At 70.7% G+C, this 15,097-nt stretch carries 15 protein-coding genes; 7 read left to right on the forward strand and 8 right to left on the reverse strand.

Annotation, left to right across the window (positions count from 1 at the left end; translation table 11 throughout):
- Window positions 1–27: 27 nt before the first annotated feature.
- The 7 genes from Q5722_RS03625 to Q5722_RS03655 form a co-directional block, all read right to left on the reverse strand.
- A complete protein-coding gene (locus Q5722_RS03625) occupies window positions 28–1,065 on the reverse strand; it encodes a MaoC family dehydratase (protein ID WP_305026850.1) in 1,038 nt (345 codons plus the stop codon).
- A 115-nt stretch (window positions 1,066–1,180) separates the two neighbouring features.
- Window positions 1,181–2,374 (reverse strand): acyl-CoA dehydrogenase family protein, encoded by a 1,194-nt coding sequence (locus Q5722_RS03630; RefSeq protein WP_305026851.1) that lies wholly within the window; start codon window positions 2,372–2,374, stop codon window positions 1,181–1,183.
- Between the two features lie 135 nt (window positions 2,375–2,509).
- On the reverse strand, window positions 2,510–3,736 hold the full coding sequence (locus Q5722_RS03635) for a phospholipase D-like domain-containing protein (RefSeq protein WP_305026852.1): 1,227 nt from the start codon (window positions 3,734–3,736) through the stop codon (window positions 2,510–2,512).
- Between the two features lie 94 nt (window positions 3,737–3,830).
- Complete coding sequence (locus Q5722_RS03640) at window positions 3,831–4,943, reverse strand: hypothetical protein (RefSeq protein WP_305026853.1); 1,113 nt, start codon at window positions 4,941–4,943, stop codon at window positions 3,831–3,833.
- Between the two features lie 10 nt (window positions 4,944–4,953).
- Window positions 4,954–6,060 (reverse strand): PIN domain-containing protein, encoded by a 1,107-nt coding sequence (locus Q5722_RS03645; RefSeq protein WP_305026854.1) that lies wholly within the window; start codon window positions 6,058–6,060, stop codon window positions 4,954–4,956.
- A gap of 3 nt (window positions 6,061–6,063) precedes the next feature.
- Entirely contained in the window at window positions 6,064–6,276 is a 213-nt protein-coding gene (locus tag Q5722_RS03650; protein WP_305026855.1) for a DUF6752 domain-containing protein, read from the reverse strand.
- Complete coding sequence (locus Q5722_RS03655; protein WP_305026856.1) at window positions 6,273–7,778, reverse strand: LicD family protein; 1,506 nt, start codon at window positions 7,776–7,778, stop codon at window positions 6,273–6,275. Before Q5722_RS03655 ends, Q5722_RS03650 begins: the two co-directional genes overlap by 4 nt.
- Before the next feature lie 176 nt (window positions 7,779–7,954).
- Between Q5722_RS03655 and Q5722_RS03660 the strand changes: the two genes are divergently transcribed.
- The 5 genes from Q5722_RS03660 to Q5722_RS03680 are packed head-to-tail and all read left to right on the forward strand — an operon-like array spanning window position 7,955 to window position 13,248.
- The gene (locus Q5722_RS03660) at window positions 7,955–9,904 is read left to right on the forward strand and encodes an alkaline phosphatase family protein (protein ID WP_305026857.1); all 1,950 of its coding nucleotides are present in this window, start codon (window positions 7,955–7,957) and stop codon (window positions 9,902–9,904) included.
- A 19-nt stretch (window positions 9,905–9,923) separates the two neighbouring features.
- The gene (locus Q5722_RS03665; protein WP_305026858.1) at window positions 9,924–11,177 is read left to right on the forward strand and encodes a magnesium transporter MgtE N-terminal domain-containing protein; all 1,254 of its coding nucleotides are present in this window, start codon (window positions 9,924–9,926) and stop codon (window positions 11,175–11,177) included.
- On the forward strand, window positions 11,174–11,707 hold the full coding sequence (locus tag Q5722_RS03670) for a DUF1003 domain-containing protein (protein ID WP_439652475.1): 534 nt from the start codon (window positions 11,174–11,176) through the stop codon (window positions 11,705–11,707). Before Q5722_RS03665 ends, Q5722_RS03670 begins: the two co-directional genes overlap by 4 nt.
- 45 nt (window positions 11,708–11,752) lie before the next feature.
- Window positions 11,753–12,898 carry an Mrp/NBP35 family ATP-binding protein gene (locus tag Q5722_RS03675; protein ID WP_305026859.1) on the forward strand — a complete coding sequence of 382 codons (1,146 nt, stop codon included), beginning with the start codon at window positions 11,753–11,755 and terminating at the stop codon, window positions 12,896–12,898.
- 20 nt (window positions 12,899–12,918) lie between these two features.
- The gene (locus Q5722_RS03680) at window positions 12,919–13,248 is read left to right on the forward strand and encodes a sec-independent translocase (protein WP_305026860.1); all 330 of its coding nucleotides are present in this window, start codon (window positions 12,919–12,921) and stop codon (window positions 13,246–13,248) included.
- A 16-nt stretch (window positions 13,249–13,264) separates the two neighbouring features.
- On the opposite strand, the gene Q5722_RS03685 is transcribed toward Q5722_RS03680, so the two are convergent.
- Entirely contained in the window at window positions 13,265–13,792 is a 528-nt protein-coding gene (locus Q5722_RS03685) for a hypothetical protein (protein ID WP_305026861.1), read from the reverse strand.
- 178 nt (window positions 13,793–13,970) lie between these two features.
- Here Q5722_RS03685 and Q5722_RS03690 point away from each other — a divergent pair, with 178 nt between their 5' ends.
- Both Q5722_RS03690 and Q5722_RS03695 read left to right on the forward strand, forming a co-directional pair.
- Entirely contained in the window at window positions 13,971–14,528 is a 558-nt protein-coding gene (locus tag Q5722_RS03690; protein WP_305026862.1) for a LysM peptidoglycan-binding domain-containing protein, read from the forward strand.
- A complete protein-coding gene (locus tag Q5722_RS03695) occupies window positions 14,525–15,052 on the forward strand; it encodes an Rv3235 family protein (protein ID WP_305026863.1) in 528 nt (175 codons plus the stop codon). The genes Q5722_RS03690 and Q5722_RS03695 overlap by 4 nt, the downstream gene beginning before the upstream one ends.
- Window positions 15,053–15,097: the final 45 nt, after the last annotated feature.

Here is a 15,097-nt window from a genome sequence, read left to right on the forward strand (position 1 = left end):
CTAGGCCTCAGCCGGACGACCTCAGGCTCAGCGCGGGATGAAGACCCAGTAGTCCAGGTCGAGCAGCACGCCGTCGGCGTACTTGCCCTCGTCGTTGCGCAGCGTCATCGACTCGTCGCGACCCTTGGTGGCGACCAGGCGCAGGCGCAGGGCGCCCACGGTCTCGGAGACCTCGGCCTTGTCGAGCACCTCGGACCAGGCGTAGACGGTGTCACCCGCGAACGCCGGCGAGACGTGCGAGCCAGCGTTGATCGCGGAGATCATCTGGGCGTTGGCCAGGCCGTTGAACGACAGGGCGCGGGCCATCGAGATGATGTGGCCGCCGTAGATCAGGTTGCGGCCGTCGGGACGCGCCTCCTTGTTGAAGTGCACCTTGGCGGTGTTCTGCCACAGGCGGGTGGCCTGCTGGTGCTCCGACTCGGTCAGCGTCACGCCGTCGACGTGGTCGATCTTCTCGCCCACCGCGTAGTCGTCGTAGCGGAACGGCTCGCCCGCGAGCGCGACGTCGTAGCCGGCGAAGTCCAGGCCGGCCGGCACGACCAGGTCCGAGACCTCGAGCGCCTTCTTCAGCTCGGGGAGCACGACCTCGGGCGCAGGCGCCTCGACGTCACGCTTGTGCACCATGACCCAGCGGACCCACTCGAGCGCGGTCTCACCGCGCTGGTTGGTCGCGGTCGAACGGACGTAGACGACGCCGGACTTGCCGTTGGAGTTCTGCTTCAGGCCGATGACCTCGGACTTCGTGCGCAGCGTGTCGCCCGGGACGACCGGCTGGTGGAAGCGGAGCTCGGCGTAGCCGAGGTTGGCGACCGCGTTGAGCGAGACGTCCGGGACCGTCTTGCCGAACGCGATGTGGAAGGCGACCAGCTCCTCGACCGGGTGGACCGCGAGACCCGACGCGGCGGCGAACTCCGCGGACGACGGGATCGCGAAGCGCGTCGGGTAGAGCGAGCCGTAGACGGCGCGGTCGCCCTCCGTCACGGTGCGCGGCACCGCGTGCTCGATGACCTGACCGATCGAGAAGTCCTCGAAGAAGTTGCCCGGGTTCGTCTTGCTAACGCTCATGGGGTGAATCCTGCCGTACGCCGGCCTGCCCGACCGCGCCGTGTCCGTGTGAGAACGACGACGGCCGCCGCTCCCCTGCGGGAACGGCGGCCGTCGTGGACCGCTGGTCAGCGGATCAGAGCGCGTACTCCTTGAGGAGCTGGCGACCGATGATCATCTTCTGGATGTCGGAGGTGCCCTCACCGATGAGCATGAACTTGACCTCGCGCATGAGGCGCTCGATCTCGTACTCCTTGGAGTAGCCGTAGCCACCGTGGATGCGGAACGAGTCCTCGACGACCTCGTTGGCGTACTCCGAGGCGAGCATCTTGGCCATGCCGGCCTCGACGTCCATGCGCTTGCCGGAGGCCTTGAGCTTCGCGGCGCGGACCATCATGTTGTGGATGGTCTCGACCTTGGTCGCCATCTCCGCGAGGCGGAAGAGGACGGCCTGGTGCTCGGCGATCGCCTTGCCGAAGGTCTTGCGCTGCTGGGCGTACGCGACTCCGAGCTCGAAGCCGCGCCAGGCCAGGCCGCAGGCGCGGGCGGCGACGTTGACGCGGCCGACCTCGACGCCGTCCATCATCTGGAAGAAGCCCTTGCCGGGAACGCCGCCGAGGATCTGGTCGGCGGAGATCTTGTGGTCCTCGAGGATGAGCTCGGTCGTCTCGACGCCCTTGTAGCCCATCTTGTCGATCTTGCCGGGGACGGTGACGCCCTGGGCGGTCTCGCCGAAGCCGGCCTCCTTCTCGACGAGGAAGGTGGTCATGTTCTTGTAGACCGAGTCCTGGCCCTCGTCGGTCTTCGTGAGCAGCGCGACCAGGGTCGAGGAGGCACCGTTCGTGAGCCACATCTTCTGACCGGTGATGGAGTACGAGCCGTCCTCGAGCTTGGTGCCCTTAGTCGAGATCGCGGAGACGTCGGAGCCGAGGCCCGGCTCGGACATCGAGAACGCGCCACGGACCTCGCCGGTCGCCATGCGCGGGAGGTACTTCGCCTTCTGCTCCTCCGTGCCGTGCTGCATGAGGAGGTACGCGACGATGAAGTGCGTGTTGATGACGCCGGAGACCGACATCCAGCCGCGGGCGATCTCCTCGACGACGAGCGCGTAGGTGAGGATCGACTCGCCCAGGCCACCGAACTCCTCGGGGATCGTGAGGCCGAAGACGCCGAGCTCCTTGAGCCCGTCGATGATCTCCTGCGGGTACGTGTCCGAGTGCTCCAGGTCCTGCGCGACCGGGATGATCTTGTCGTTCACGAACTGGCGAACGGTGGACAGGATCTCCTGCTGGATCTCCGTGAGGTCCTCGGTCTGGCACAGCTTGGCCATGGGGGCGTTACCTTCCTGAGCGCGGGCGCAAAACAGATGGAGTCTAGGACGTGGCGGCGCCGGGTGGCGCCCCGTCCCGATGTGCGATGGCCCACCCGGCGTACGACGCGGGGTGGGCCATCGGATGCTGCGGGGTCAGCCGACGTACGCCGGCTTCGTGGTCGGGTAGATGCCGAACCGGTGTGTGTACTTCTGGTTCATGTAGGCGAACCGGTCGAAGTAGGTCTGGACCGCGTTGGCGTCCCACATGCCCACCGTCAGCTCGTCGTTCATGAACGACAGGCCCGACCAGTTCTCGGACCCCGTCCACACGACCTTCGCCGGCGCACGGTTATAGGTGCCGCTGAGCGCCATCACCTTGAGGTGCGAGTAGAAGTCGACCGTCTTCGTGCCGTCGGCGTTGGTGATGTACTTGTAGTCGGCGCTGCGGACCGGGACGCCGGCGTCCCGGAGGATCTTGATGACCTGGCCGCCGGCAACGCTCGTGATGACCTTGATGTCGCAGCCCTGGTGCTCCAGCTCGGCGACCTGGTTGGCGAGCCAGACCCCACGGTCGCCGTTCCAGCCGTACATCATGATCCGGATGGCGGTGTGGCCGTTGATGCCATAGCCGGCGGGTGCGGTGCAGTCGACGGCCTTGAGGCGGTTCATGACCGGGTCCTCGGAGGCGGAGGGCGTACGGGTGTAGACGCGCGGCTGCTGCCCCTCGGCGGTCCGGTAGTACTGCGCGGTCATGCCCGGCTCCTGGTCGAAGTAGATCCACTCCGGCGAGGCCGGGCGGTCGTACTTGAGCTGGTTGAAGACCTTGACCGTCTCCATGTAGAGCTCGGGGGCGTTGCGGAGGGTGACCAGGTCGTTCCACTGCAGCTGGACCGCACGGTCGGTCATGTTGGCCGATCCGAAGTACATCAGCCGCTGGTTGCTGCCCGCCTGGGAGAACAGGTAGACCTTGATGTGCAGGTTGCCCGCGCCGCTGCCGCGGCAGTTGCCCTCGCAGATCCGGACGAAGCTGGGGTTGCTCGGACCGGAGCCGAGTGCCTTGCGCAGACGCAGGGTCTGGGTGGAGGTCCAGTTGTCGTTGAGGACGATCTGGACGTTGACCCGGCGGTGGTAGGCGTCGATCAGCGCGTCCGCCACGTCCTTGCGGTCGAACGAGTACGACGCGATCCGGATCGTGCCGCCGCGGGGCGTGTTGTTGATCGCCCAGATGATCTTGCGCGGCAGCGCGGCGCGCTCGGACACCTTCGGCGAGACCGGGACGTTGAACGTCGGCGAGGCGATGTACGCCGCGTTGGCGGGCGCTGAGGTGAGGCCGGCGAGGAGCAGCACGGCGACCAGAAGTGTGATGACGCGGCGAAGCAAGAGAAGACCCCCATGGTGACTGCAGTGCGTATCAGTAGAACATGGCGTGCACACACTTTGGGCCGAAGCGGCACAGGTCACACGCCGGGAACGGTCAGCGGCGCGCGAAGAGCCGGCGGACGCGACCGGGGGCCGGATCCGGAGCGGGCGCCGCCTCGACAGCCGCCGCGCGGCGCACGCGGAGCTCGGCCGCCCGCTCCGAGAGGATCGAGGCCAGGGCGTTCGTGGCGGCCGCGAAGACCTCCTGCTCGGTCACCTCGAAGCCAGCGTCGGTGAAGGAGGACGGCACCGGGTCGAGGTCGGTGAGGTCGCCGGTCACCGGGTGTCCGGCCGCGCGGATGGCAGCCGAGTACCGCGTCGAGAGGTCGCGGACCCAGTCGGCGTACTCCGAGGGGATCCGGATCCGGTCACCGTTCTGCGGGCCGAGGACCTTGACGGCGAACCAGCGCTTGCCGACCTCGCCGTAGACGTCACGGCGGCGGTCGGCCTCGGGCAGGCGGTAGTTGACCCGTCGCAGCACCTCGGCCTGCACCCGACCGATGCCGCGGTTGCGCGCCGGCAGGCTGCGGTCGAGGCGGGTCCAGTCGACGCCCAGCACCTCGCAGAAGCGGTGCAGGAGGATCTCCGGGTCGGCACCCGGCGGCGGGACCGTGACGACGTGGATCCGCTCGGCCGGGACGTGGCGCGCCCAGCGCTCGAGGATCGCGGCGACGTCGGTGCTGCGCCAGTACTTGCTGGGGACGTCGCCCTCGCAGGCCTTCATCGCGTCGAGGTAGTCGTCCCACGCGATGTAGCCACCGGACTGGATCAGCTGCTGCCACGCCGACGGGATCTGCCGACCCAGGTCGCGTAGCGTCACGACGAGGTGCACCTCGCGGCCCGTGCAGGCAGCCAGCAGCCGCTCGATCTGGCCGTCGGGTGCCGGGGCGAAGGACTCCTCGGTGATGAGGGCGCGGGTCCCGGGGGCCTCGGCGAGCTGCTGCGGGAGGCGGTCTAGCGCCCCGGCGACACCCGGCGGGTCGACGTCGGGCTGGTAGCGGTCGCGCGCCCGCAGCATCAGGTGGAAGGTCGCACGCTTCGAACCCGGGACCATGTCGAGGCCCTGGGCAGTGAGCTCCTCGACGTTCTGCCAGAAGATGCTCTGAAGGTACGACGTGCCGGTCTTCTGGAGGCCGATGTGGATGTACAGGGGCCGCTCACCGGTCATGGCGGTCATCCTAGTCAGCGCGGCGGGACCGGATCCGCCCGAGGACGGTCCGGCGCGTCGGGGCCGCGGTGTCCCTCTCCCCTGCCTCCCGGCGCAGCCGGGTGTTCTCGCGCCGGATCTCGCGCATGTCGGTGAGCAGGCGGCGGGCGGTGTCGAGGGCGACCTCGCGGATCTCGTCGTCCGTCACCGACGAGGGGTCGCGGCCCGGAACCTCGGCCGGCACACGGAGCCGCTCGACGTCTCCACGGATGTCGAAGCCCGTGCCTGCCAGCCAGTCGACCGCGTCGTCCGCGATGGCGCGCAGCTCCTCGATCCGCTCGTCGGAGGGCCGGGGGCGCTCGCCTGCTCGGGGCACGAGCACCCGGTGCGAGAGGTAGCCACGGAGCCAGACGCCACGGTCCAGCGCGTTGTCGAAGTCGGCGAGCCCGCTCGCGAAGCGCCGCATGAACTCGGCCTCGACCACGGAGAGCGAGCTGTTCTCACGGGCCCGCTCGAGGTCGAACTCCTCGGCTCCCTCGATCCCGAGGATCGCCGCGAACTCGGTCCACAGCGCGTCACGCGGTGCCGATGCGTCCGGGAGCACGAGCACGTGGACGCGCTCCGCCGGGATCGCGCTGGACCAGCGCTCGAGCACCTTGCGCAGGTCGAGCGTCCGCCACGTCCACTCCTCGTAGCCGCGGCCGGGCTCCGGGAACTCGTCGAGCGCCAGGTCGAACCAGCCGTGCTTGACGTACTCCTGCCAGTACGACGCCACGACCGTCAGCACGTCGCGCGCCGTGACGACCAGGTGCACCTCGCACCCGAGCGCCGCAACGGCCTGCGCCGCCTGCGCCTCGGTGGCGGCGCCGAAGAACTCGTGGCTGATGACGGCGGGACCCGGGTGCGCACGCACCTCGTCGACCAGGCGCTGCCAGGAGGTCTGTGCCGCGGGCGCCCGGTCGCCGATGCGGCCGTGCTCGCGGACCACCAGCGTGGCCCACATGTGGTCGCGCGCGCTGTTCCCGGGCAGCAGGATGCCCTGCTCCGCCAGCGCCGGCTTGTTGTCCCAGAGCACCGACTGGAGGTAGGTCGTGCCGGTCTTGGGCAGACCGACGTGGAGGTAGACCCGCGACGCCACGGGTCAGAGGCTGTTCTGGTACTTGGCGAGAAGCTCGGTCAGGCGCTCCTCGTCGCGCTGCTCGACCGGCAGGAGGAGCTCGCTGACCACGTCGGTCAGCTCGGCCAGGCGCAGGTTGAGCCGGCGGCACTCCTGCACCTCCTCCTCGAGGACACGCACACGGCGACGCAGGTCCACGACGGCCATGCCGCTCACCTTGCTCCGGAGGTTGCTCATCGATGCCATTGGACCACCATTCGACAGATCTGGGCGGCGGACGCCGCTCCGTTCTTGCTCCTCGCCGGGAACTGCTCCCGGCTCACGACCGTGCCACCGCTCTCCGCGATCTCGCTCGCCACGACGTCGGCGTGCAACGCCCGGCCGCGGAGTGCCTCGCCGGCCTTGCCGTCGGGGTCCACCGCGAGGAACTGCAGGTAGAGCCGTCCCCCGTCGCGCGTCATCATGTCGGCTGCGCGCCACAGCGACTCGCGTCCCTTGAGGTGCATCGACTCGATCATGTGCCGGCACAGGAGCGCACGCGGAGCAGGCGAGCGAGCGATCAGCGCCGCGGTGCTGAGGGCCGACCGGAGCTCGAGCGGGTTGAAGAAGAGGAAGCTGGCAGGGGTGCCGGCGGCTGCCTGCGCCTCCGCCACGGCGGCGTACGCACCCCGGACGAAGTCGAGGCCCGTGGCGCGGATGCCGCGGCCGGCGAACCACGCGACGTCCGTGCCGTAGCCACAGCCGAGGTCGACGACGTGCGCGACGCCGGGCTCCGACTCGGCGAGCCAGGATGCGGCGTCGCTGGGCGCCTTGGGGAGGGCACGCCGGCCCGAGTAGTAGCGGTCCCACACGTTGCGACCGTCGCGGGTGCCGCGGAACCACGCGTTGAAGCGCCGGTGGGTCGACGTGGGCGTCGGGAAGTGGAAGGCAGGGTCCGGAACCCGCCAGCCGGCACCGTAGGTCGCGGTCAGGAAGCGGTCCGTGTCGGCGGGCGCCGCGAACTCCCAGCCCTCGAGGGTCGTGGTGCCGAGCGGCGTGATCCACTCCTGCTTGAACGGCGTGCGGATCTCGCCCATGAGGTGCAGCTTGCCGTCGAGCATGAACCCGCCGAACACGTCGAGGCCGCGCACGGAGCCGTCGGACTCGACGACGTCGACCTTGAACGCCGCCCCCGAGTACCGGGTGACCGGGTAGCCGCGCTCCATGATCTCGCGCTGCAGCCGGAACGACTCCCGCATCACGTCCACCGGGTGCGACCAGCGGGAGACGTAACCGAGGTCGGCGTCGCTGTCGTGGCCGATGAGCTGGCCGTTGCGCACCGCGCCGAGCAGCGTGCCGTAGGCCAGGAAGGCGTCGATGTCGAGGTCGTGCAGCACGGAGAGGACGTCGTCGATGGCACGCATGAGCGGCGCGACGTGCTCGGCCGACCGCGTGTCGAAGGTCTGCACGCGCCGCATCGACTTGTCGAGCGCGATCGGGTGGCCCTCGGGCGTCTCGATCCGGATCGGGCCGTCGTCGACCCCGCCGAGCACGACCTCCTGGTCGAAGACGTCCTCGCCCGTCGCGTGCACCCGCAGCGTGATCCGGCTGCGTCCCTTGAGCAGCGGGACGAGCGTCGCGGGCCACGGCATGCGCCAGGCGTCCCCCTCGGCCGCTGCGTCGCGGTGCAGCCAGTAGGAGAAGATCCTGCGGTCGTCGACGAGCAGGTCGAGGATCGCCTCCGCCTTCGAGCGAGCCACGATGCCACTGTCATCAACGCGGACGACGGTCACCGATGACCGCCTCGACCTGCCACTCAAACGCCCGGCTCCTGACTCTGGGCGGCCCGCCGCAGACGCCGGGCCGTGCCCGCATGATAGCCAGCGCAACGCGCGTCCTCGCACCGTTGGACACTTCGGCGACCTACGATTCCCGTGTGACTGGAGTGAATCTCGGGACAGCTGGCCGAGGCCTCGGCCGCCGCGCGGCCGTGGTCCTGGCCTGCGCCGCCGCACTGGTCCTCGTGCTGGCGGGCCTCCTCGCCCTCCGCACGGGCACGCCCGGGGCTGCAACGCCTCCGGACCACGCGGTCAAGGCGGGCGACTCCGTCTACGCCCTGGGTGCGACCAGGTGGCGGATGGCGACCTTCAACGTGCTCGGCTCGGGCCACACCGACGGGCCGGGCGCCGACACCCCGGGCTATCCCGACGCCATGACCCGGATGGGCAACACCGTCACGATCATCGGCCGCGAGCACCTCAGCGTCGTCGGCTTCCAGGAGATGCGCCTGGACCAGTACGACGAGTTCAACCGCCTGACCGGCACCGGCTGGGACGTCTGGCCGGACCGACCGACGAACACGACCGTCTTCGCGCAGCGGCACATCGCCAACTCCCTCGCCTGGCGCACGAACACCTGGACCGCCATCCGCAAGGACGTGCAGCAGCAGCGGTACATCAATGACGACTCGACCGTGAACTACCCGGTGGTGTGGCTGCGCAACAACGTCACCGGCCAGGTCGTCATCGTGGCCAACTTCCACAACGTCTCGGACAAGTTCGACAGCCAGATCACGGGCGGCGCCGAGGCCCGCCGCAAGGAGGAGCTCGCAGCCGAGGTCAAGCTGGCCAACGACCTCCACGCCGCGCACCCGGACACCCCGATCCTCTTCACGGGCGACTTCAACGAGCGTGAGGAGACCTTCTGCACGCTCGTGGGCCAGACCCAGCTCCGTGCCGCCAACGGCGGCGTCGCGGGTCGCTCGAGCTGCCGTCCGCCCGCGGACCCGCTCCCGGTGGACTGGATCTTCGGTACCGCCCCCGCCACGTTCAGCGGGTGGACCCGGCTCCGCGACGACCTGGTGAAGCAGACCACCGACCACCCCGTCGTGATGTCGGACGTCTGGGTGCCTCCCGCCCGCGCCGTGACCCAGCCGATCGACCACGTGGTGCTGCTCTCTCTCGAGGGCGTCCGCTCGCGGACCATCGCCCAGCTCGGGGCGAGCGCCACGGGCTTCCAGCGGCTCCGGAAGTACGCCGCGTCGACCCTCAACGCGCGCACGGTCGAGCGGGCGGTGAGCATCAGCAACGTGACCTCGATGCTCACCGGCAAGCCGGTGAAGCCCTCGATCAGCGGCCACGGCGTCGTGGACAGCACCACGGCGACGACGGTCCACCAGACGGCCGGTCGCTACGTCACCAGCCTGATGTCCCTGGTCCACGACCGCGGGATGAGCACGGCCCTCTTCACCAGCGACCCCCGGGCCGCCATCCTGGACCGCTCCTGGAACGCCACCTACGGCGCGCCCGACACGACGTGGACCGACAACGGCCGCGACAAGATCAGCGCGTTCCACTCCATCCCGAAGCCCGCGGACCTCTCCCGGGCCCTCTACCGGAACCTCTCCGGCACCCCGGCGACCTTCACCTACGCCCAGCTCGCTGCGGCCGACGACGTGGGTCACCGGTACGGCTTCGAGTCGCAGCAGTACGCCGACGCCGTGGTGCGCGTGGCGAAGCAGGTCGACGCCGTCATCGACGTGGTCCGCAGCAACCCGGTCCTGCGGGACCGCACGCTCCTGGTCGTGGCCGGAGAGCACGGCGGCTACCACAAGCAGCACACCCGCACCGACCTGCTCCCGGACGTGCAGGTTCCCCTGTACGTCTACGGTCCGGGCGTGCCCGGCGGCGTGGGCCTCTACTCCCTCAACCCGGACTACCAGGACCCGGGCGGTGACCTCTCGGGCTACCACGGTCCACAGCCGCTGCGCCCGTCCCTCGTGGCCAACCTGGTGACCGCCGTCCTGGGCCTCCCGGCGATCCCCGGCAGCACGATGAACACGCAGCAGAACTTCAACGTGTTCAGCGCACCGTCGACGACCCCCTGACCCAGTACGGTTGGCTGACGTGAGCACCTCGCCCTCTCGCGTCTTCGTCGCCCGCCTCGCCGGGCTGCCGATCTTCGACCCCCTGGGCGACCAGGTGGGCAAGGTCCGCGACGTCGTGGTGACACTGCGCGCCGACGGCCGCCAGCCGCGTGTCCTGGGCCTGGTCGTCGAGGTGCTCGGCCGCAAGCGGGTCTTCGTGCCGATGACCCGCGTGACCAGCGTGGACAGCGGCCAGGTGCACACCACCGGGCTGGTCAACATGCGCCGGTTCGAGCAGCGCGGCTCCGAGACCCTCGTGGTCGGCGAGATGCTGGACCGCCACGTCACGGTCCGCGGGAGTGACATCGCCGGCACCGTCTACGACGTCGCCATGGAGCAGGGCCGCACCCGCGACTGGGTGCTCTCCCGCGTCGCCATCCAGGAGGCCGGCAAGGGACTGCGCCGACGCGGCCAGAGCCACGTCCTCGAGTGGGACGAGGTGGTGGGCCTGGCCCACGCCCACGCCACCCAGGGCGCCACGCACCTGCTCGCCTCGCTGAGCGAGATGCGGCCTGCCGACGCCGCCAACATCATCCACGACCTGCCGCCCGAGCGGCGTACGGCCGTGGTCGCCGGCATGGACGACGAGCGCCTCGCCGACGTCCTGGAGGAGCTCCCGGAGGAGGACCAGGTCGAGATCCTCGAGCGCCTCGACTCCGAGCGCGCTGCCGACGTCCTCGAGGAGATGTCGCCCGACGACGCCGCCGACCTGATCGCCGACCTCTCTCCCGAGACGGCCGCGACGCTGCTCGAGCTGATGGAGCCCGAGGAGGCGGAGGACGTCCGGCGCCTGCTGTCCTACGGCGAGGAGACCGCGGGCGGCATGATGACCGTCGAGCCCGTCATCCTCGGCCCGGACGCCACCATCGCCGACGCGCTGGCCCGGGTCCGCAACCCCGAGCTCACCCCGTCCCTCGCCTCCCTCGTCTACGTCTGCCGTGCTCCCCTCGAGCCGCCGACGGGCCGCCTGATCGGCGTCGCGCACATCCAGCGCCTGCTCCGCGAGCCCCCGTCGACCCTCGTCGCCGCCGCGCTCGACGACTCGCTCGACCCGCTGCGCGTCGACGCCTCGATCCAGGACGTCGCCGCCCACCTCGCGACGTACAACCTGGTGGCCGCGCCCGTCGTCGACGACGAGGGGCGGCTCCTCGGTGCCGTCACCGTCGACGACCTCCTCGACCACATGCTCCCGTCCGGCTGGCGCGACCAGAGCGACGCGGGAGGTCGCGGATGAGCACGACCCAGAAGCGGCTCGACCTCCCGCGCGAGAAGCGCCGCGCGCTGCGTGCCTCGATGCTGAGCACCGAGGACTTCGGCGTCTTCGCCGAGAAGTTCGCGCGCTTCATGGGCACCGCCAAGTTCCTGATCTGGATGACCGTCTTCGTCGTCATCTGGCTGGGCTGGAACACGATGGCGCCGGAGAAGCTCCGCTTCGACCCCTACTCGTTCACCTTCCTCACCCTGATCCTCAGCCTCCAGGCGTCCTACGCCGCTCCCCTGATCCTGCTCGCGCAGAACCGCCAGGAGCAGCGCGACAAGGTGATCGCGGAGCAGGACCGGCAGGCCAACGCGCGCGCCCACGCCGACATGGAGTTCCTCGCCCGCGAGGTCGCCTCCCTGCGCATGTCCGTGGGCGAGGTCGCCACCCGTGACTTCCTTCGGGGCGAGCTCCGCTCCTTCCGCGAGGACCTCGTCGAGGGACTGGCCGACCACCTCGCCGACCGACCCGAGGCCGGCGACGAGGATCACCCTGCCAACCGCTGATCCTCGCGTCGGAACCGCACCGGTGACCACGTACCCTTGGACACCATGAGCACCCCCACCCTCGAGCAGGTCAACGCCGCGCTGGCCACGGTCAACGACCCCGAGATCAAGCGCCCCATCACCGAGATCGGCATGGTCGGCTCCGTCCACATCACGGACGCCGGCGAGGTCACGGTCGGGATCCTGCTGACGGTGGCGGGCTGTCCGATGAAGGACACGCTCACGCGCGACGTCACGGCCGCGGTCTCGAAGGTCGCCGGCGTCTCCGGCGTCTCGGTCGACATGGGCGTCATGGACGCCGACCAGCGCGCCAGGCTGCAGGAGGTGCTCCGCGACGGCAACGCCCAGCGCGAGATCCCCTTTGCCAAGCCGGGCTCGCTCACCAAGGTCTACGCGATCGCGTCCGGCAAGGGTGGCGTCGGCAAGTCCTCGATGACCGCCAACCTCGCCATCGCGCTCGCGAAGCAGGGGCTCAAGGTGGGTGTCGTCGACGCCGACATCTACGGCCACTCGATCCCGGCGATGCTCGGCGTCGCGGACTCGCGCCCGACCCAGGTCGAGGACCTGATCATGCCCGTCCCGACCCCGTCGGGCGTCTCCGTGATCTCGGTCGGCATGCTCAAGCCGCGCCGTGACCAGGTCATCGCCTGGCGCGGACCGATGCTCGACCGCGCGCTCGTGCAGATGCTCGCCGACGTCTACTGGGGCGACCTCGACGCGCTCCTGCTCGACCTGCCGCCGGGCACCGGCGACATCGCGATCTCGCTGGGCCAGCACCTGCCCAACGCGGAGGTCGTCGTCATCACCACGCCGCAGGAGGCCGCTGCCGAGGTCGCCGAGCGCGCCGGCACGATGGCCTCGATGATGCACCAGCGGGTCGTCGGCGTCATCGAGAACATGTCGTGGATGGAGCTCCCCGACGGCTCCCGGATCGAGCCGTTCGGCTCGGGCGGTGGCCAGCGGGTCGCGGACACGCTCTCCCAGCGCTTCGGCTACGACGTGAAGCTGCTCGGCCAGGTGCCGCTCGACCCGTCCCTGCGGGAGGGCGGCGACGCCGGCAAGCCGGTCGTCGAGTCGGACCCGACCTCCGCCGGCGCGAAGGCCGTCACGGAGATCGCAGCCGCCCTCTCGGGTCGCGGTCGCAACCTCGCGGGCATGCAGCTCGGCCTGACGCCGTCCAACAAGTTCTGATCCGGGTCTAGGCTCGCGCCGTGTTCGACATCGGTCTGGGCGAGCTCGTCGTCATCGCCCTCGTGGTGGTCGTGGTCATGGGCCCCGACCGGCTGCCGGAGTTCGCGGCGCAGGCCGGGCGGTTCGTCCGCCGCCTGAAGAAGTACGCCGACGCTGCCCGCGACGACCTCCGGCGCGAGCTCGGCCCGGAGTACGCCGACCTGGAGCTGCGTGACCTCGACCCTCGACGGATCGTGCGCCAGCACATCAACGAGGCGCTTCGCGACGACCCGGCCGACGAGCCGGTCCGCGCGGGGCTGCGCCCGCTGGAGAAGAGCGAGCGTCCCCCGTTCGACCCCGACGCCACGTGAGCCTGCGACCGCGCCCTCAGCGTCGTACGGCGGCGAGAGCACGGTAGGCGACCACCACGGAGGTGCCCCCGCCGGCGTGCACCTCCACGAAGTCAGCTCCGGCGCGGCCCACCCGCCCCTCGACGCGGGCGCCCGAGCGCAGCCGCAGCACGCACGGCTCCCCCGCCAGGCCGCGCAGCGCTGACGCGAGGCCGAGCCGGGCGGTCACCGGCCACGCCTCCGGTGCGACAGCGGACGGCGCGAGCCCGCGCACCGTCTCGACGGCCTCGAGCAGCACCAGCCACTCCGCTCCGGCCACCTCGAGCAGGCTCCATCCGTCGGCGACACGCACGAGCGTTCCGGTGAGCGGGCCGACCCCCTGCACGACGAGATCGAGCCGGCTCCCACAGGAGGCCATGAGGCGCGCGGCCAGCGAGACGCGGGCGTACTCGGCACGCGCCCGTTCCTCCACCTCGAGGCGCCGTTCCACCGTCAGCGCCCCGGCTGCCTCGTGCTCCAGGTCGTCCAGGAACGCCGCCAGGCGCTGGTCCGCGTCATGCGTCATGCGTCCACCTCCCGAGTGGTGTGTGCACCCATGAAACCTGTGAACGGGAGCCTTGACAACGGGATCGAACAGCCGTGTAGTGAAGCAAACACACGCAAACGAACGAATCGGGGTCGTTCTCATGTCTCGGGACTCTCGGCGTGCACCGGCCTTCAGGTGCCTTCTCGTCTGGTCGGCGGTGAGCGCGGCGACGACTGCCCTGCTCGTGCTGGCGCACCACGACCTCGCGGCGGCCCGGGAGGCGGCCTCCAGCCCGGTCGGGCTCGACTTCCCGCATGTCCTTGCCGCTGCAGCCACCCTCGTCGTCGCGGTCTGTGCGCTCTGGTGCTGGTCGGTCACGACAGCGGCGACGCTCGAGGCGCTGCGCGGCGTGCGGCAGGCCGCGTTGCCCGGGCCCCGCGGAGCCGTACGGCGCCTGGTGCTCGCCGGCTGTGGTGTCGCACTCGCCGCCACCGTCGCGCCCGCCCAGGCAGACGACCTCGGTGCCGTGGCCGGCGAGCCACCGCAGCCGGTGGCAGCGCGGGCCATCCTCGGCGACGCTCCGTCCCGCCACACCGTGAGGGCCGGCGAGTCCTTGTGGGCGATCAGCGCGGCACGCCTGGGTCCGGGGGCCTCGGACGCCGCCATCTCCGGTGCCTGGCACGCGACCTGGCGTGCCAACGAGGAGACCATCGGCAGCGACCCCGACGTCATCGAGCCCGGGCAGCGGCTCGACCTGCCGGAGCTCACCCGATGAGCGCGTCCGCCGCCGAGCGGACCTGGTCACCGGCACCCCTGCTCGCCGTCCAGGAGACCCTCGACCTCGACACCGGCACCGTCGACCGCACGTCATCCCGCCTCGGCGCCCCCGTCGTCCCCACGACATCGGTCCTGCGCGGAGCGGACGCCGTCGTCGTCGGTCCTGCCCTCCGCCGCCACGTCCAGCAGTGGGCGCTCGCCTTCGGCCAGGCGGCCGTCGAGGCGGTGCTGGGCGACCGCCCGGTCTCCCAGCTCCTCCGGTGGACCACACCCGCCGTGCACCGCGAGCTCGCCTACCGTGCCCGCGTCGTCTCCCAGGCGACGCTGCGACAGGCGGGCGGGCACGGACAGCGACGCCCCGCAGTGCGGCCGCAGGTGCGCCAGGCGCGGATCTGCTTCGTCGACGCCGGGGTCGCCGAAGTCGCCCTGACCATCCAGTACGGCCCGCGGACGCGCGCGCTTGCCTCGCGCCTCGAGCTCCGGGACGGCCGGTGGCTCTGCACCGTGCTGGAGTTCGCCTGACCGGTCGCCGGTCCACGACCGGGAGAGAACGCCAGCGCCGTCCGG

It is taken from the genome of Nocardioides jiangxiensis, assembly GCF_030580915.1.
Taxonomy (GTDB): Bacteria; Actinomycetota; Actinomycetes; order Propionibacteriales; family Nocardioidaceae; genus Nocardioides; species Nocardioides jiangxiensis.